The sequence below is a fragment of the Caballeronia sp. dw_19 genome (genome assembly GCF_018449515.1).
Lineage (GTDB): Bacteria > Pseudomonadota > Gammaproteobacteria > Burkholderiales > Burkholderiaceae > Caballeronia.
Map to the genome: position 1 here is coordinate 21,662 of NZ_JAAVUQ010000018.1, position 18,524 is coordinate 40,185.

The 18,524-nt window shown below is 61.0% G+C and carries 13 protein-coding genes; 4 read left to right on the top strand and 9 right to left on the bottom strand.

Going from position 1 to position 18,524, the window contains the following annotated elements:
* Positions 1 to 924 precede the first annotated feature (924 nt).
* On the bottom strand, positions 925 to 2,400 hold the full coding sequence (locus tag HB376_RS22750; RefSeq protein ID WP_213766022.1) for a PLP-dependent aminotransferase family protein: 1,476 nt from the start codon (positions 2,398 to 2,400) through the stop codon (positions 925 to 927).
* Between the two features lie 173 nt (positions 2,401 to 2,573).
* Here HB376_RS22750 and HB376_RS22755 point away from each other — a divergent pair, with 173 nt between their 5' ends.
* Complete coding sequence (locus HB376_RS22755; protein ID WP_213765929.1) at positions 2,574 to 3,296, top strand: GNAT family protein; 723 nt, start codon at positions 2,574 to 2,576, stop codon at positions 3,294 to 3,296.
* 248 nt (positions 3,297 to 3,544) lie between these two features.
* Here HB376_RS22755 and HB376_RS22760 read toward each other — a convergent pair whose 3' ends face one another.
* Positions 3,545 to 4,855 carry a UDP-N-acetylglucosamine 1-carboxyvinyltransferase gene (locus tag HB376_RS22760; protein ID WP_213765930.1) on the bottom strand — a complete coding sequence of 437 codons (1,311 nt, stop codon included), beginning with the start codon at positions 4,853 to 4,855 and terminating at the stop codon, positions 3,545 to 3,547.
* A gap of 228 nt (positions 4,856 to 5,083) precedes the next feature.
* Entirely contained in the window at positions 5,084 to 5,656 is a 573-nt protein-coding gene (locus HB376_RS22765; protein ID WP_213765931.1) for a TetR/AcrR family transcriptional regulator, read from the bottom strand.
* A 129-nt stretch (positions 5,657 to 5,785) separates the two neighbouring features.
* Here HB376_RS22765 and HB376_RS22770 point away from each other — a divergent pair, with 129 nt between their 5' ends.
* Complete coding sequence (locus tag HB376_RS22770; protein WP_255631505.1) at positions 5,786 to 6,991, top strand: MFS transporter; 1,206 nt, start codon at positions 5,786 to 5,788, stop codon at positions 6,989 to 6,991.
* Positions 6,992 to 7,151: 160 nt separating this feature from the next.
* Here the strand turns inward: HB376_RS22770 and HB376_RS22775 are convergent, their stop codons facing one another.
* Entirely contained in the window at positions 7,152 to 8,099 is a 948-nt protein-coding gene (locus tag HB376_RS22775) for an AraC family transcriptional regulator (protein ID WP_213765932.1), read from the bottom strand.
* Between the two features lie 221 nt (positions 8,100 to 8,320).
* Here HB376_RS22775 and HB376_RS22780 point away from each other — a divergent pair, with 221 nt between their 5' ends.
* Complete coding sequence (locus tag HB376_RS22780; RefSeq protein ID WP_213765933.1) at positions 8,321 to 9,214, top strand: NAD(P)H-binding protein; 894 nt, start codon at positions 8,321 to 8,323, stop codon at positions 9,212 to 9,214.
* 216 nt (positions 9,215 to 9,430) lie between these two features.
* Here the strand turns inward: HB376_RS22780 and HB376_RS22785 are convergent, their stop codons facing one another.
* A complete protein-coding gene (locus HB376_RS22785; RefSeq protein ID WP_213765934.1) occupies positions 9,431 to 11,530 on the bottom strand; it encodes a pyridoxamine 5'-phosphate oxidase family protein in 2,100 nt (699 codons plus the stop codon).
* Between the two features lie 42 nt (positions 11,531 to 11,572).
* Entirely contained in the window at positions 11,573 to 12,214 is a 642-nt protein-coding gene (locus HB376_RS22790) for a glutathione S-transferase (RefSeq protein ID WP_213765935.1), read from the bottom strand.
* A gap of 116 nt (positions 12,215 to 12,330) precedes the next feature.
* Here HB376_RS22790 and HB376_RS22795 point away from each other — a divergent pair, with 116 nt between their 5' ends.
* Complete coding sequence (locus tag HB376_RS22795; protein ID WP_213765936.1) at positions 12,331 to 13,242, top strand: LysR family transcriptional regulator; 912 nt, start codon at positions 12,331 to 12,333, stop codon at positions 13,240 to 13,242.
* Between the two features lie 117 nt (positions 13,243 to 13,359).
* On the opposite strand, the gene HB376_RS22800 is transcribed toward HB376_RS22795, so the two are convergent.
* From HB376_RS22800 to HB376_RS22810, 3 genes are all read right to left on the bottom strand, one after another.
* Positions 13,360 to 14,595: an acyl-CoA dehydrogenase family protein gene (locus tag HB376_RS22800; RefSeq protein WP_213765937.1), complete on the bottom strand. Its 1,236-nt coding sequence runs from the start codon at positions 14,593 to 14,595 to the stop codon at positions 13,360 to 13,362.
* Positions 14,596 to 15,278: 683 nt separating this feature from the next.
* On the bottom strand, positions 15,279 to 16,694 hold the full coding sequence (locus HB376_RS22805; protein ID WP_213765938.1) for a putative sulfate exporter family transporter: 1,416 nt from the start codon (positions 16,692 to 16,694) through the stop codon (positions 15,279 to 15,281).
* A gap of 324 nt (positions 16,695 to 17,018) precedes the next feature.
* Positions 17,019 to 18,371, bottom strand: coding sequence for a TAXI family TRAP transporter solute-binding subunit (locus tag HB376_RS22810; protein WP_213765939.1), 1,353 nt, complete (start codon positions 18,369 to 18,371; stop codon positions 17,019 to 17,021).
* Positions 18,372 to 18,524 lie beyond the last annotated feature (153 nt).

Consider the following 18,524-nt stretch of genomic DNA (forward strand, 5'->3'; position numbering starts at 1 on the left):
ACTATTAGCCACTGTGCGTGGCGGCACGTCATTTCTTTGTCCAAAGCGACAAAGAAACGAAGCAAAGAAAACGCTTTCAACCACGCTACCCTAAGTGTCCACAGCGTGCAGTTTTGATTCATAGGTGCCCCAAAAGCACGGTGCTCGCCAGAGCGACGGATGTTTGAACCCCTCCTTCTCGCGAATCCTGACACGAACACGCTTCGCCCCGTACGCTCTCGGGCAAGCACAATTGCCAAGGAACCCGCACGGCCTTACAGGTATTTACGGCTGCGGTTCTTCGCGGGTTAGCTACCTGGTCTGTGCGACCGTATTCATAGGCCACAGCTTCTTGCGTGTTTGTGTTTACTGCTTCAGTTTTTTTGAATTGGCCGCGCGTTCTGTACAGCTATTTTCGTCGGTTACGCCCGCCCGCGTCTTCGCGACCTCGTTTCCAGCAGGGTTGACTACGTGGTTCGAGGCACATACACATTTGGTGGTGGTTGTCCGCGGATAGCGCGGGGTGTCCCTTGGGCAGGTTCAATCACTGGTGGCGAAGCGTGTGGGTATCCGTGTTCGGAGAAGGAGGGTTTCAAACATCCTTCGCTCTGGCGAGCACCGTGCTTTTGGGGCACCTATGAATCAAAACTGCACGCTGTGGACACTTAGGGTAGCGTGGTTTAAAAGCGCTTTCTTTGCTTCGTTTCTTTGTCGCTTTGGACAAAGAAATGACGTGCCGCCACGCACAGTGGCTAATAGTGATAAAGAGAAAATCCGACTCTCGCAGACCACTAACGCTGAAAGCAGCAACCCGGCATCAACCCCGACCACTACCGCCGAAACCACCACCCCAACATCAACCCCGACCACTAACCATGGAACCCGGACCAACCCCAACCGCCGCCCAAACCCCCAAAAACCGTCCACCGGCGCGAGCGAAAAACCCTAGACCTTCACCTCAAGAACCAGCCTAGCCAGAAGCCTGACCAAAGGCTCAAACAACTCCGCCGATGTATTCCCATACCCCAGCACGAGCCCATTATCCTCGGGCATGGGCTGCAGCGCAAAACCGGATAACGGCCCGGGCGCCATGCCGTGCCGCCGTGCCGCATCGGCAATCTCGCGGTCGGGATAGCACGCCGGCAATCGTACCGTTAAGTGCAAGCCACAATACCCACCCTCAATGACATGCGTCATAGGCAAGTGCCGGGTCAACGCTTCTCTCAACGCATGCTGCCGGTCGCGATACAACCGCCGCATGCGGCCCAAATGCCGGCTGAACTGACCGCTTTCGATGAACTCGGCCAACGCAAGCTGTTCATAACGGTGACCGCCTCGCAGCATGTCGTCCAGCGGCGCACGCATCTGCGCCACCAGGGTCTCGGGCAAGACCAGAAACCCCAGGCGCAACGACGGAAACATCGTCTTGCTGAACGTGCCCACGTACAGCACGGGCGCCTGCGTCACCAATCCCTGCATGGCACCAATAGGCTCACCCGCGTGCCGGAATTCACTGTCGTAGTCGTCCTCGATGATCCACGCACCATGACGCTGAGCCTGCGCAATCAGCTCAAGCCGGCGCGCGACGGTCAGCACCGCGCCTGCGGGATATTGATGCGAAGGCGTCGTGTAGATCAGCCGTGGCGGCCGCGACTTCCAGTCGCTTTCATCGGCGATGAGACCATCGGCGTCAACGCGCATCGGCACCATGCGCAGGTCGCCCGCGCGCATCGCCGCCTTCGCTCCCCGATAACCCGGGTCTTCAATCCATGCCGTATCGCCGGCATTGGTCAGCAAGCGCACGCATAGCGAAAGCGCTTCTTGCGCCCCCTCGGTAATGACGACCTGAGCGGGTTCGCATCGCACACCCCGGGCGATACCCAGATGCCGCGCAATCGACGCACGCAATGCCGGCTCGCCCGGAGGGTCCCCGTAACCAAGAGCCGATGACCCCGCGTTTCGAATGGCACGGTCGATTGCACGGCGCCACGCAGCCAGCGGGAAATGAGACAAGGCGGGAACACCCGGACGCAATGCAGCGTTCCCCTCGGCCGGCGGCGCGGTGGCCTGAATGCGCGTCAGCCGCTGCGAGGTGGCCGGCGCAGCCGGTGCATTGCGCCTGCCTTGCGGCGGCGCCGGACGCGACAACGCCGCTACCCGCGTGCCCTGCCGGTCAGGCTGCACATACCCTTCTGCCGCCAGCAGGTCGTACGCGGCAGTCACCGTGTTGCGGGAGATCGCCAGCGCCTCAGCCAGCGAGCGCGAGCCCGGCAGGCGGCTTCCTGGCGCAATGTGGCCGCCGAGGATGGCTTCCTTGAATCGATGGTGCAACTGCCGCTGCATGGGCGCCGCGCCGGGACCTTTGGCGAGCGGAGCCTCAAGCAGGGTTTGCGGTACAGGCGACGAAGCAGCGGTTGTCATAAGCGCAATGGAGAAGTGCATGGCAGCAGGCGGAGCCATGAGCGTGGAGCCATGAAAAATACAGAATGTGGCACTTTCTAAGGTTCCATGATGCGCGTACGTTAGCACATGGCTTCACGCACGTTTTGCGTAAGCTCCTGCTCTACGACCGTCCCAAGCCGCAAGGAACCGTTATGCCCAGCACCTTGAATCAGTATCAGCAACCCGTTGGCGAGTCCGTGCCCCACTGGACTGCGCGTGTGCATCCGCCGCGCGATCCTATCGAAGGACAGTATTGCCGGCTGGAGCCGCTCGAACCGCACCACGCGACCGACCTCTTCACTGCCTTTAGCCAGGCCCCGGACGGCCGTGACTGGACCTACATGCCGGTAGGCCCGTTCGACGATGCAGCGAGCTATCGCGAGTATGTCGAACGGGCCGCAGTCAGTCCCGATCCCCAGCACTATGCGGTCATCGACCTGAAGAGAGGCGCCGCGATCGGCACGCTGTCGCTGATGCGGATTGACCGGGCCAATGGGGTTATCGAAGTCGGCAACGTGGCGTTCTCGCCGCTGCTCAAACGCACGCCGATCTCGACGGAAGCCCAGTACCTGTTGATGAAACATGCGTTCGATGAACTCGGCTACCGCCGCTACGAATGGAAGTGCGACGCGTTGAACGCGCCATCGCGGCAAGCGGCTGCGCGGCTGGGTTTCCAGTTCGAGGGCATCTTCCGGCAGGCCGTGCTCTACAAGGGACGGACACGGGATACTGCGTGGTTCTCAATCGTCGACAGCGAATGGCCCACGGTGCGTGCCGCATTCGAACAATGGCTCGCGCCGGAGAACTTCGATGCAGAAGGGCAGCAGCGCAAGTCGCTGGCGGACCTGCGCGCTCAGCTATCCAAGGCAGCCTAAGCCAAGTTTTTCTACTGCGGCTTTTGCGAGTTTCCGTTTGTAATCTTTGTGGGTATTGAGCGCGGTGCTGGCCTCCCGGATGATCTGGGCACTGCCCAAGCGCGCTCTTTTATTGCTCGGTTATTGAAGCACGCATGATGCACGCAAAGCCGTGCCGACGGATGTTTGATTGCTGCCGGCACGGTTCGGGTTTTCTTGCGCTTTCTCGCGCCGCGGCTACCGCCCGCGACGCGTATTCACCTCTGACTTCATTCGCTGCTGGTCCACTCCACGTCCGCGCCGACCGAGCGCAGGTTTTCCACGAAGCGCGGATGCGCACGGCGGATCGGCAATGCATTGATGATTTCCGAACGCCCCTTGATGCTCGCCGCGACCATCAGCAACGCAATCGCCACGCGAATGATGTACGGGCTTTCCACCTTCGCAGGACTCAAGGGCAGGCCGCCGAACGTGATCAGCCGATGCGGGTCGGACAGGAACACATGCGCGCCGAACTTCGATAGTTCAACCGACCATCCCATTGCGCCGTCGTAGACCTTGTTCCAGAACATGGCGCTGCCTTCGGCTTTCACGCCGAGCGCGATGAAGATGGGCAGCAGGTCAACCGGCAGGTACGGCCAGGGCGCGGCTTCCACCTTGGTGAGAATGTTCTGCGTGAACGGCCGGCGCACACGCAATGGACCGTCCTGGAAAGCGCGCGACCAGCCGTCCCGATGCTCCACGGTCACACCGAACTTCGCGAAGGTCCGATCGATCAGCGGAAACTGGTCGGGTGCCGTATTCCTCACCGCGATGTCGCCGCCGGTGATCGCACCGAGCGCGAGGAAGGTCGCTATTTCGTGGAAGTCCTCGCTGAAACGGAACTCGCCACCGCTCAACTTACGGCCGCCCGTGACGCTCAAACGTGACGTGCCGATGCCATCGATTGGCACACCGAGCAGCGCGAGGAAACGGCAAAACTCCTGCACGTGCGGTTCCGATGCGGCGTTGACCAGCGTCGACGTACCGTCCGCTGCTGCCGCGCAGAGCGCGAAGTTTTCGGTGGTGGTGACCGAGGCATAGTCCAGCCAGTGATGATTCGCGGTCATCTGCTTGGCGGCTGAAGCGGTCCGCACAATCAGCGAGTCGGTCGTGCGTTCGATCTGTGCGCCAAAGCGTTCGAATACCTCGACATGTGGATCGATTTCGCGAACCCCCAGCGTGCAGCCCTTGACGTCGTTTTCCAGTCGCGCCACACCGAAACGCGCGAGCAAAGGGGGCACCAGCATGATGGACGAGCGCATCTCCTCGGGCAAATGATGCGCGACGGGGTCGAAGGTCGTTGCGTGATGATGCAGGTCGAGGACGCCTGTTGCGAAGTCCATCGATACGTTGCTGCCGAGCGTACGGAAAATATCGAGGATCTTCTTGACGTCGGTGATTTCAGGTACGCCGATGAGACGCAGCGGCTGATCGGTCAGCAGCGTGGCGCAAAGGATAGGGAGGACAGCGTTTTTATTGGCGGACGGCGTGATTTCCCCGCGTAGGGGGACGCCGCCATGGACGATCAGATTCGACATGTTCGCAAGAGGCTCGTGGAAGAAGCGAGGGAATAATGATGCCACCGTGTGATGCCCACGGGCGATGGTGTTGCTAATTTGCATAACGCCGATACCGGCCTTGTACCGTGATTCGCTGAGACCCTTATCGACTTGCCAGCCGCTTCGACCACAGGTCTGACGCGTCATGCATCGAAATGCAAAGGGCTCCTGAAAATGCACATGCCGGCTTGCTTCATAGCTTGTGATTCAAGGCGCTTTGCGTTTCGGGGCCAGCAACATTGCCATACGGGTTCGGGCGAATGCCGGGTCGATCGGGGCATCGTCGAAGAGTAGACGATAGATGAGCGGAGCAACGACGTTATCCATTACGTTATTGATATCGGGCGGTGTTTCGCCTCGTTCCACTGCTCTGTCCAGAATCATCCGGATCTGCGAGCGCGTGATGGCCGCGCACTGGCAGGCGGGGCTGCGGGCATCGTTGCTTGCCAGTACATCGCGCGTCATGGCGCGGCCGGGCGCCGACGACATCTCCTCCTGATATCCCTGCGCCCACGTTTCCAGATCACTGCGCAGCGAGCCCATGTCGGCCGGGCCGTTATCCGGATGAAAACGCTGCAGGGCGACATCGGCGAGAAGGGTCGGCAGGTCGCCCCAGCGACGGTAGATCGTGGACGGCGTCACCCCGGCGCGCGCCGCGACCTGCGGCACCGTCAGTTCCTCGCGCGGCATTTCGTCCAGCAGCGTCTTGACTGCGTGGTGCACGGACTCCTGCACCCGTGCGCTACGCCCACCGGGTCGCAACCCTTCTCTTGCTGCCATTGCCTGTCCCTCTCCACCGTGTTCGCTTGTATCGATGAAACCCGTTAAAGCTAAAAAATTGCATTAACGAAAAATAACGCGCACAATCCGCTAAAGCAATTATTTTGCGTTTATTTTCCGGAGTGTGCAATGGCCATCGATAATGACCCGCGTTTTACTCGTGACAGGTCACGTTACGCATTGCCGCTTTACGGGTTCATCGCGGCAATGTTCTTTGCCGCGTCGAGTGCGCCGACGCCGCTTTATCGGCTGTATCAGGAGGCATGGGGGTTCTCTTCGGCGACGCTGACACTGGTGTTCGGCGTCTACGCATTCAGCCTGCTGGTTGCGCTGCTGACGACCGGGTCGCTATCCGATCACATCGGCCGGCGTCCGGCGATTATCGGCGGGGTAGTGCTTGAGGTCGTGGCGATGCTGATTTTCGCCGGCGCCCACAGCGTCCAGATGCTGATCCTGGCGCGTGTCCTTCAGGGTTTTGCAACCGGTACGTCCACGAGCGCGCTGGGTGCCGCGATTCTCGACGCAAGCCGTACGCGCGGTTCGCTGGTCAACACGCTTTCGCCGATGCTTGGCATGGGGGTGGGCGCGCTTGGCACGAGCTTGCTGATCGACTATGCGCCCGCGCCCATGCAGAGTGTCTACCTCTTGCTGATCGCGGCGTTCGCGCTTCAGGCGGTGGCCGTGTGGATGCTGCCGGAGACGGTGAGCCGCAGCCCGGGTACGCTGGCTTCGCTGCTGCCGCGCGTGCGCGTGCCTCGGGCGGCGCGGGCGGCGATGTTGCGCATCGCGCCGGTCAACGTCGCGCTATGGGCGTTGGGTGGGTTCTATCTGTCGCTAGGGCCAACGCTTGCCCGCGCTGTGACAGGCAACGACGACGTCATGACGGGCGGTTGGGTTGTGTTCGCTTTAACAGGTGGCGGTCTGGCCGCCGTGCTGCTGTTGCGCGCGTTGAACACGCCCCGGTTGCTGATGACGGGCGCGGTGGTGCTTGCAGCCGGATTGCTGGTGACGCTGGCGGGAGTGCATGCAGACAATGCATGGATCTTTTTTGCCGGCACTGTCATGGCCGGCATGGGCTTTGGCTCGGCGTTTCAAGGCGCATTGCGCTCGGTCTTGCCGCTGGCTGAACCGCACGAACGCGCGGGACTGATGGCAGCGTTCTACGTGCTGAGTTATCTGGCGTTCAGCGTGCCGGCGATTGTTGCAGGGACGATGGCCCATGTCGTCGGGTTGCGTCTGACCACCGATGTGTACGGCATGACGCTAGTGGCGCTGGCGGGGATGACCGTTGTTGCCAGCGGGTGGGGAAGGGGACGGCGGATGGTTGGCGGATGAAGACCATGGCATGGAACGTGATTAAGCATCCCCATGCCACATAGCTACGGAAAAACTGGCTTGGTACATACATAGCTGAACGTCAGCGCCCACAAACCGTAATCGGTTGATCGCCCGGACGTGGAGGCCCAGCGAAGTTCCTGAAATGCTGGTCATCGATTCAGCGTGAAAGCGGTTCCTTATGCGTTGCATTCGCTGTACTCGCCGGAGTTGGACCAGCGAGTTGGAGCGTCTGCCTAGCGTCTTTGGCGATCTCGCGCGGCGTAAGGCCAAGCAGCCGGTTCATCCAGTGCGCCATGTGGCTCTGATGAGAAAAACCCGTTTCCAGCGCCACCTGGCTGGTACTAAGCTTGCCTTGCAACAGCAACGCCTTCGCGCGTTCGACGCGTCGCTGCACGACGTATCGATGCACCGGCATGCCGAGCGTCTCGCGAAACAGCACCTTGAAATGCGGCACGCTAAGCTGAGCCAGCGCGGCGAGTTCGTCGAGCGTCAGGCGCTGATCCAGATTGCTTTCGATGAAGTCGATCACGCTTGTGGCCGTTCGCGGCGCCAACGTTCGCCGACGGCCCTCAAGCGTGGCGATGCCGGCGCCATTGCCGGCCAGCCGGACTACCATCGCTGTGCAAAGGCTTTCTGCAAAGAGCGGATCGGACGCGTCACCGGCTTCGAGTTCGGCCTGCAGCGCCCACGCCAGATGCTGAAAACGCGGATCGCGCATCTGGAGTTGCGGCCGAATCCCGGCAATGCCTGATTTCAGTTCGAGCTGCTCGAGCGTCTTGCGCGTGAACGACTCGCTGATCCAGATGCTGAGGATCGTACAGTCCGACTCGTCGGCCCATTGGCCTTCGAGTCCTGCGGGGATCACGTCGGCGTCACCATGCGCCTGAACGCGTGCGTAGCGACGTTGTTCGCACATGCAACGCGCCATCACCGGCGGCCCGACATGCACCCCGACCCGGTGATGTGGCATGGCCGGAATCCTGTGCATGCCCGCCGAAATTCCGAGCAGCGCCGCACCGAACCCGTTCCAGCCCCGACCGCTGCTGGAGCGCAAATTAACGCGGGAGCCTGAAAGCGGCATGGGCAATGGTGTCACGGCATTCATGGCAGGTCCTCGCAGAGCTCGGCAAGCGAGCATTGTGCTGGGTTTTGCGCCAATTTGCTCGATGCCGTCGCGAGCGTTATGGGTGTTATGGCCTGACCCGGCCGTCTTGCAGCAGTGCCGCAAAACAATCATCCGTATCTGCGCATGTCGATCCTTCCCTGCGCGCCCGGAATGTTCAACCTCTCTACGATGACGACATCCAGGCCAACAAGGAGTCGAATGTGTTCGTGATATTCGGAGCATCGGGAAAAGTAGGGCGCGTGAGCGCTGCATCGCTTCGCAATGCGGGTCATGCGGTCAGGGCCGTGGTACGAAACGAATCTCAGGGCGAGCATCTTGCGCGGATGGGCTGCGAGATCGTGCTTGCCGATCTGATGAACCCGGCATCGGTCGCAAGAGCAATAGAGGGCGCGGACGCAGTACAGATCCTGTGTCCGGTCCCGGTGGGTGACGCACATCCCGGCAGCACGATGCGTCGCATGATTGACGTCGCAGCCGATGCCTTGCGCGCCAATCCGCCACCTCATGTACTCGCGCTGTCCGACTATGGCGCGGAACTGGACCACGGCACGGGCATTACCTTGCTCTTTCACGCCCTTGAAAAGCAGTTGCAAACAGCGGTTCAAAACCTGACATTGTTGCGCGCGGCGGAACATATGCAGAACTGGGCACGCGTGATACCTGTCGCGCTGGCGACGCGCAAGTTGCCGAGCCTGCATCATCCGTTGAGCAAGCGCTTTCCAACGGTGGCGGCACAGGACGTGGGCCTGTTAGCGGCAGAACTGCTGCTGGACGAGTCGCGCGGGAGTGGGTCGCGTGTGGTCAGCATTGAAGGTCCGCGGCGAGTCTGTGCCCTCGATGTCGCCCGCGCACTGACCGATGCAAGCAGGCGTGAAATCAGCGCCTATGAAGTGCCGCGCAACGAATGGCCGTCCATGCTGCAGCGCGCCGGCCTTGGCGCGGATCATGCTCAGCTCATTATCGATCTCTACGAAACGCACAACGCGGGCCGCATCGATGTGGAAGAGGGAATAGGCGAGCAGCGTTTCGGGACGACCGAATTTACCGAGGTGCTGGCTTCGATGCTGCCTGACGCCGCAGCGGTGGCTAGCTGAATGCGCCGCCCGACACAGCAGCAAGCGACGCACTCCGCGCATTCGCCAACGGTATCCGCAAGTCGCGCACGCCGTACTAAGCGCACGTGGCTTGCGATCATCATCGGGCTTGCCGGGGTGGTTGGCGGCTATCAGTTTCAACGCATATTAAGCGCTCTACCCGACAGCAACGACGATTTTATTTTCTTCTGATTGTCCGAGACCAGTACGCTGTCCTCACAGGTCCAGTACGACGGCTGACTCTTCACCCGAACCCATCCTCGCGGGTATGGCGCTGCAAATCAACGCATGTCCCGCCGGGATTTCCCCCTCGCACGCCACGGGATATGTCACGTCCCCAGACAACACGCGCGTCGCGCACGTGCCACATACTCCGGACCGGCAATTCGACGCAACCGTTACTCCGTTGGCCTCTGCAAAATCCAGCAGGCTTCCGTCTTCTTGCGACCATTGTGCGTCGCGATGCGTATGCATGAAAACTACCTTCGATGACCGCTCAGGGTCACGAGGCGCAACAGCCTTCGCTACCGTCAATGCCGGTGCAGCGCTTCCTGTCCGTTTGACACTCGCCGGTCCGAACGCCTCAAAGCGAATCCGGTCGTCGGCAATGTTGAGCGAGCGTAAGCCGCTGTACATATCCTGCATGAACGCGGCGGGGCCGCAGAGGTAAAAGTCGTAATCACCAAACGGCAACACGCTCTTGAGATATGCAATATCAACCCGTCCGGCGGATGAGTTCGCTCCGGGAACGACATCAGCCTGGCTCTCGCGAAGATGCACCGAGAGATGCGCGTGCGCTTGCTCAGCAGCCTTGAGTTCTTCAGCAAACGGGCGTTCCTCCGGCCGGCGAGCGCCATGGATAAAATGAATGTGCTCGGGCTGTGCGCGCCCGCTCGTGTCTGCGAGCAAGCTGTTCAGCATCGCGACCATTGGTGTAATGCCAATGCCGGCAGACAGCAGCACCACCGCGCGGCCACTCGTCCGGTCAAGTACGAAAGCCCCACCCGGTGCCTTGGCCTCGATCTCCATTCCCGCCTCGACGTTCTCATGCAGCCACGTCGACGCCGCACCCTCGCGTTTTACCGTGATCCGATAGTACCGGCCATCGTGGGCATTGGAGAGGGTATAGGTTCTGATCAACGGTGCTGCGAATCCTGGAATATGCAACCGGATCGGCAGGAACTGCCCGGGCTCGTATGCCGCAAGCGTCGATCCATCAGCGGCTTGAAAATAGAACGACCGCATGCCGGGGGCCTCGTCGCTAACCTTGTAGACCTTTAACTTGCGCCACGCCCCCACGGCTGCCGGCGTAATCTCCACCTCTTTCCAGCTACCGGTTTTCACAAGCTGCGGCGCGTATTGCACGCCCGACCAGCGCATGGGCAACGCACGCGAAGTGCGACGCACCTCACGCACGTGCCAGCGGATCAAGCGCTCGGCGCCATCGAAGGAATCGAGTTCCGGGCCCTCCCAAATGATCTCGGCATCCACGGCCAGATACAGCAGATCGCCGGTGTCGAAGTCGATCACCAGCAACCCCGCGCGCGGATCGTGCATCAGGTTGCCGATGGTATTGAAAAACAGATTGCCGCTGAAATCGGGCGTGGTCAGCGTGTTGTCATCGTCGATGCGAATAAACCCCGGCTTGCCGCCGCGATGCGACGCGTCGGCGCCACGTCCCATCCCTGCTTCGCTCGATGTGTTCGCGCTGGCGACGAAGAACGTATCGGCCCGCGCAAGTAGCGCCCGGTCAGCATCGTTCAGACGATTCGAAACAAGCGGCTGCTCAGACGACTCTTCTGCCACATTAAATTCGACAGGCGTACGACTCTGGATGTACTTCGCACAATTCCCGAAGCTCTGGCTTACCGCAATGGTGATGGCTTGGTCGTCGATAGCGGTAATGACGCCGTTCACACGATTGCGCCGCCGAGTAGCGGGCTGAATGCCGAGTCCGCCCACGACCGATCCGACCTGCCACGTACGGCCAAGCGGATCGCCTGCCAGAGTTCGCCCGGCTATACGCAAAGTGCGTTCATCCGGCGTCGAGATAAAACCCGGCGCACCGACCCGCAGCGTGGCCCATGGTTGGCCCGTTTCATCGACTCCACCGAGCACCATGAACGGCTGTTCCGCAAAGAACAGGCGATGTTGCTCAGGCATGTAGTCGCGAATCCCGCGACGCGCGTCGACGTCCATCCGCTCGCGCACGCCCGCCCGTTCCTGCGCGGCGAGTTCACTGGCATGGAACGGCGATTCCATGGCCCGCCAGCCCGAAGGCGGCGCGGCAACAGCAGCGGGTGCGAGAGAGGACATGATGTTCTCGGTATCGGAGAGAAGCGTGTGCAGCATGGAGTGTTACGTGGTCTCGGCAAGCAGGCCGGCCTTGGTCACGGGCATTGGCAGGAAACGCGGCAGCGCCTCGATGCGCTTCAACCACGCGCGCAAATGCGGGAACGGTTCGAGCGAGATGCCGCCTTCGGGTGCATGCGCAATGTACGAATAGGCGGCGATGTCCGCGATGGTCGGCGTCTGCCCGACCGCGAACGGCTTGTCGCGAAACTCGGGATCGATGATTGCGAAGAGATCTTCTGCCATCTGCTTGGCTGTCGCGTAATCCTTCGGCGCACCGAATACCGTGACCAGACGCGCGGCACAGGGGCCATACGCAATCTTTCCCGCCGCCAGCGACAACCACCGTTGTACCGCCGCGGCGCCTACGGGATCTTCCGGCAGCCACGACGGGTCGCCGTATTTGCGCGCGAGATAGACAAGGATCGCGTTGGAATCGGTCACGACAATATCGCCATCTTCGATCACCGGTACTTCACCGAACGGATTGAGTGCCAGGTGCGCCGGCTTGCGGTTATCGCCGGCTTTCATGTTGAGTTCGATCGTTGTGAAAGGCAGATCGAGCAGCGTCAGGAAAAGCTTCGCCCGATGCCCGTGTCCGGACAGCAGGGTGGTATGGAGGCGTATCGGTTGGAGCGGCTTGGGCATGATGGACTCTGAAAGGGTTTGAACCAATGTTTCGATAGAGCGAGCATAGTGCGCCGCACAGGGCATGAGAAGACGGATAATGATGGTTAGAAAATCCTCTTAAAGTGGACAATCCCATGACGAGCCTGAGCGCTGTTAACCTCAACCGGCTGGTGGTTTTTGCGGCAGTAGTCGAGGCAGGTTCGCTGACGGCCGCGGCCGACCGTCTTGGAATCGCGAAGACCATGGTCAGTACGCACATGCAGCGTCTCGAGGCCGAGGTCGGGGCGACCCTGCTCATGCGCACCACGCGCCGGGTCAGCGTGACCGAGGCGGGCAGGACGTTCTATGATGCGAGCCGGCAGATCCTGAGCGCGACCGAAGAGGCCATTTCCGCACTGGCGCAGGACTCGGGGGTGTTGCGGGGAACGCTGCGCGTTGCGACGCCTATCGACTATGGAGCGAGCGTGGTGGCGCCCATGCTCGTCGCGCTGCAGCAACGCCATCCGGAACTCAAGGTTGAACTCGTGTCGGCTGACCGTCAGGTGGATCTGGTCGCAGAAGCAGTCGATGTCGCGATCCGGCTCGGGCGGCTGGCAGACTCGAGTCATCGCGCGGTGAAGATCGGCGGCTTCGTCAAATGGCTTGTCGCAAGTCCCGCGTTTGTCGCCCGCTGGGGCAAGCCGACCACGCTCGAAGCGGTTGCCAAATTGCCGTTCGTCGGCATGTCCGCTTTACCGAAGCCGCTGGTTGCACCGCTCGAAAGCACGCGCGGCGGGAAGCGGACCGTGCGCTTCAGTTCAGGGTTTCTCGCCGACACCGCGCCGATCTGTCGCGCAGCAACATTGGCCGGTGGGGGCGTGGCTTATTTGACGAATTTCTCGATCGGAGAGGACGTTGCAGCGGGACGGCTGGTGCGCTTGCTGCCGGCGTGGTCATCGCCGCCCGCAGGCATTCACGCCATTTTTCCGTCGGCACGTTATCCGGTGCCGAAGGTGCGTGTTTTTATTGATGCGCTCAAGGCTCATCTCGAGATGAATGGCGGGTAGGCCGATATGCCGTGTGCCGGTTGCGTTCACTACGCGTCGAACCAGAAAGCGCGCTCTCGCGCCCGAGTATTAATCTGTTGCGAGAGGGACAGCACATTTTCGTAAGCGTTCTAGCGCTTAAACCGCTCCCGGTCCTGTCCCGATCTTCCAGGCGTAGATGGGTTCTTTCTGGTTGATCGACCAGTCGCCAACGAGTTTGGCCTTGTACACAATCGGGTTATGCGACGATACCGCGCGGGCATTGCGCCAATGTCGATCAAGCGCCTTGTCGCCGCCAATGGCCGATGCACCCAGCGCATCGAAAAGATGGGTCGAGGCGCGCAACGCAAGTTCCGTCACAACGATCTGTCCTTTCGCCGACTCTATTTCAGCCTCGATATTGAAGCGTTTTTCCGCGTCGATGTCATCGGCAAAATGTGCTTCATAGGCCCGCTGCGCCGGCTCCGTCGCACGCAACGCGATCGCCTCCGCGGCATACGCCCACGCCGCGATTTCCCCGACCACTTGCTGAATCTGAACGTCCTGGCTGACATGCGGCGCATTGCCGTGGCTATAGATGCGCTTGCGCGCACGCACTTCGGCGGCTGCATCGAGTTCAGCCGCTCGCGCGATGCCGGCCAGCGTCGCCAGATGGAACAGTTGATAGAACGCGGTCTGATATTTAAAGCGCCGCGAGAAGTCGACGATATGACCCGGCTCGACCACCGCGTCCTTGAACGCCGTGGTGCCGCTGCCCGTGGTGCGCTGACCGAAACCGTCCCAGTCGTCGCTTAACGTCACGCCCGGCTGCTTCGCGGCCACCGCGACAATCACGTCGCTGTCGTCTTCAGCGCGCCGCGCATAGACATCGATCCAGTCCGCGAAAATGCTGCCCGTGCTGTAGTACTTCTCGCCGTTCAAGACCCAGCGGTCGCCTTGCTGCGCTACCTTGGTGATGACGCTGCCCAACGCGACGTCGCCAACTTCTGTCCACGCATTGCCAAACAGGTCGCCGCGTACGAAACGTGCAAACCACTGGTCGCGTTCGGCGCTTGGCGGGGCATTGACCACATCCTCGACGAAAGCAAAGTGACCACGCAATGCCTGGGGAAGATTCGAATCGGCGGCACCGAGTTCGATCAGCAAGCGGAACAGTTGTTTGACGGAGACGCCCGCACCGCCATGCGATACCGGCACGCGCAGTGCACCGAAGCCTGCTTGCTTGAGCTCGGCAATCTGATCGTAGGGCAGGGTCCTGAGTTGGTCGCGCTCGACCGCGCCTGCGGCAATGCGTTCGAAAATCGGCCTGAAGCGGCTGGCGACACTTTCGTAATCCGCTCCAACCGATAGCGCGACGGGCGGAAGTTGTGTCATGCGTAAGATCCCCGGGTGATGTTGATACTGAGTCGAAGGTAATGCTGGCTTGAGCGTGCAGGTTTCTCAATCTAGCCCATCAACCCCACCCGTGTTAGATCGTTTTGCGCAATGTTTATCGGCTCCGCGCGCATCGCGGCCGCCGCTCAACAGCATTGCGGCGATACCACTGTTTTAGCATTGAGTTACGTTGCTGCTCTGTCCGGCCATCGTAGGAAAGTAGCCAACTCCCGGTCTTCACTGAACAAGCGGTTCTACTCGATTATTTGAAGGCGGGCGTCACGACGCTCCGGTATTCAGTCAGGGTGTAATGGCTGCCGATCCACGTAACCAGTGCCGACGCGAATAGGTAATGCTTAGCATATATTGATTAATCGACTCAGTAACCTTTCTGCGACAGAACCGCCTTGTGTACAGCAAGGACGAGTTTCAACGGGCCGTGACGGCGTCATGGCCCTCGCGCACGGCCTCGAATTCGCTGCACGAATCACCCGGTGATATCAACTGATCGTGGAGCCGGCAAAGCCGTGTCTCTCCCACACTCGCTCCGAATCCCGAACTGAACGAAGTCAGCCCGGGAATCATCGATTCGAGTACGTGCCGGTCTTGTTCGCAATGCCGGCAAGCGGCGCAGACCGAGCGGGGAGCCCCCGTGCCAAAAAGCCTGGCGGCACCGTTCATCTTCATTGTCCGAGCGAGGCCCAATACGCCCCAAACACATGCACCGAGAGCAGGTAGCCAATCACCACGTTCACGGCAACGCCCGCCGTGAAAGCGATGAAAGGCTTCGCACCTGTCGCGGACAGGCTGCCGAGCCTTGTAGTCAGGCCGATGCTCAGGAAACAGAAGGTGAACGCCCAGGTGCGCAGTGCGGTGATCGGCGCGACGAAGGCGGGCGTCACGACGCTCCGGTATTCAGTCAGGGTGTAATGGCTGCCGATCCACGTAACCAGTGCCGACGCGATCAGGAAGCCGATCACAAACTTGGGAAAGCGCGTCCAGATTTCCCGCGCGGTCGTTTGCGTCTTGACGGCGCCGGGTTCGTCGCGATCCCAGCGCGTGGTAGCGACAATTGCGAGCACGAATGCCCAGATGCCGATCCAGATGTCGCGCCCTACCACCTTCATCAGCGTGAAGGCTTGCAGCGACGCTTCAGGCGCGCCGGCAATCGCGCTTCCGGCATGCTTCGCCAGATCGCCGTATGCCTGCGCGGCGGCAATACCGGCGGCATCCGCGAATTCCGATGTCCCGATCCACGCACCAGCCACCCCGGTCGGCAAGCCGAGCGCACGCGACACGAATGGCAGCGCAAACACCATCACAATTGCCCAGACCACCACGAGCGTGATGGCCACCGATGCTTGTTCGCGCTTTGCGCGCACCGCCCCTGCAATGGCGATAGCCGCCGACACGCCGCACACAGCGCCGCCGACGCCGAGCACAGCCGCAAAACGCTTGTCCAGTCCGAGTGCGCGGCCGACCAGGAAGATGACGAAAAAGGTGATCAGCGACACCACGGTCGCCTGTCCGACTGCAACGGGTCCGGCCCACACGAGCAGCGTGAAGGGCAGCGTAGCGCCGAGCAACACGATACCGACCTTGATATAGAACTCGACGCGCAACGCAGGCACGAGCCATGCCGGAAGCCGCGTCAGGTTCGAGACAATCAGGCCGAGCGCGAGTGCGATCAGCGGCGGTTCGAGGTTGTACGTCGATGAACTGGTCCAGGCCCCGGCGACGAAAATCAGCGTTGAAACCACGAACACGACAAGAAAGCCCGGCACGAACTGCGCAACCCGCTGCCCGAGCGCCGCGACCGCGACGCCGAACAGGATGGCGAAGACGATAAAGAGTGCGATGTAGTTCGGGAGGTGACGTCCCAGGTCAGTTGCTGCCTGGGCACCGCTCGACCACTTGGCGGGCGCGACTGCCAGCCATTTGATGCTCGTGCCTGACGCAAACAGCAGGTACGCGATCACGATGATTGCCAGGCCGATCCAGACCGCCCACCAATCTTCGGTTTTAAAGGGGCCGCTGCTGGACCGGTCGGGCCGGTGTTCGGCTTCGTAAGCTGGTGTGGTTGTGTTTGTGTCGCTCATCATCGCCCCGAAATTGTTATAAAGCCGGTGCGTGCGAGTCCGGACGGTACTCGCTACGTCCACCGGCATGGAGACTGAAGGTATTTGCGCGTTCCGTGGAGGTTCGCCGGATTGCTGCGCTGCGATAGCGGTTTCGCTCCGTTCCGTTGCGCGCTGCAATGCAGGGAATTCCACAATTGGATTATTGGCAGGCGCGGGTCACTCGCGCCAATATCGATTCGCTATTTCTAAAGCCGAAATTGTGTATTAGGGAGGGTGCTTCGTTCTCCGACCCTTCTCCGACAGAAGCCGCCGGCCATCCCCGGCGGGAACGAGACCCGAACCCTACCCGTGGACTTTTTGCCGCGATGCTTCGCTCAGGTGCGCACGGACGAATCCGACGTGTTCGCGAAGCACATAAAAAGCATCCGCATGCGCGAGCGGCATACGCAAGGTATTCAGTGATTCCTCGATCTGATCGAGTTCCGCTACGAGCGCCTTTCGCTCTTCTTCCGTCGAGCTGGTCAACGCACTGCGTTCTATCGCGATCAGCGCGCCGTAATATCGATAGATCCGCGACCTCACGCGCCACGCATACAACGCCGGGATCAGCCGCAAGGCCGGGATCAGCAGCACAGCGACGGGCAGCAGCAGTACAAGTATCCGGTCCGCAATGCTCGCGAGCCAGAAGGGCAAGATGCGGTAGAGGAAACTCTTCCCCGACTTGTAGTAGCGCGTGGCCTCTTCGCTGATCGGGTATTCGCGGGCGATCGGACTGGGAAATTGCCCGGCGTTTTGCAGCAGCCCCGGCATTCCGTGGACCTCCTGGGCCGCTTCAATGACCAGATCCGATATGGCCGGATGCAAGTTCTGCCGCGCGAGAATCTCGACGGTCGGGCCGATCAGATGCAAAGTCTGCGGGGGTATTTTTCGGCGGAGATCGAGCACGCCTGGCGGCAGGTCGATTTCGTCCAGATACGGAAAGAGCCGCGTATAGGCGCTTGCTTCCGCGAAATCCATCACTGAAATGCCCGGTATGCCAAGCAACCTCAGCATCAGTCCGCGCGTGGTCGAGTCGCCGTTGAGCATCGCCGCATCAACGGTGCCTGCGACCAGTTGCTTTGCCGCGTCCATGCCGTCGAGCGGCACGAGTTGAGTGTCGCCGCCCGGCGCGATGCCGTTGGCCTCGAGCAGGGCGAGCGACAGCCGGCGGGTGCCGCTGCCCTCGCGGCCTATCGCAATCTTCTTGCCCTCCAGGTCCGACAACTGCGTTAGCCCCTTGCCGCGATAAAACACCACGAGCGGAACGTAAAACACGCTCCCGAGCGACATGAGTGACGACCTGGCCGCCGTATCTGACACGCCCCCTTGGACTAGCGCAAGATCGACATGGCTCTTGGGGTCCATCAGTCGTTGCAGGTTCTGCACCGAACCGTCGGATTGGAGCACCTTGAGGGTGACGCCATTGCGCGCCAGGATTTTTTTGTATTCGTCGGCGGTATGCAGGAGCGCACTGTCCACGGGACCTGCGCTGATCGTGATGGTTCTTGGCGGAGCAGGGTCCGCCAGCCACACGATCAGTCCGATCATGATGATAAAAAACAGGGCGAAGGGTGCCGACGTCAGCGAAAGATCGCGCCAGGCCACATGAGAGTGGTCGTGCGGAAAACGCGGCGAATGCGGGCGATGTTGTTTCATGAGACCCCGTGGGAAAAGCCTCACACTTTTAGGAATGACATCAAGCCGTAGTCAGGCAGCGCTCAACTGGAGCAAAGTCTGTGCCTCAAAGAATACCCGCAGCATACCCGCAGGACACGCTCGCCGGGGCAAACCTGACCCGTTGCAGAGTTT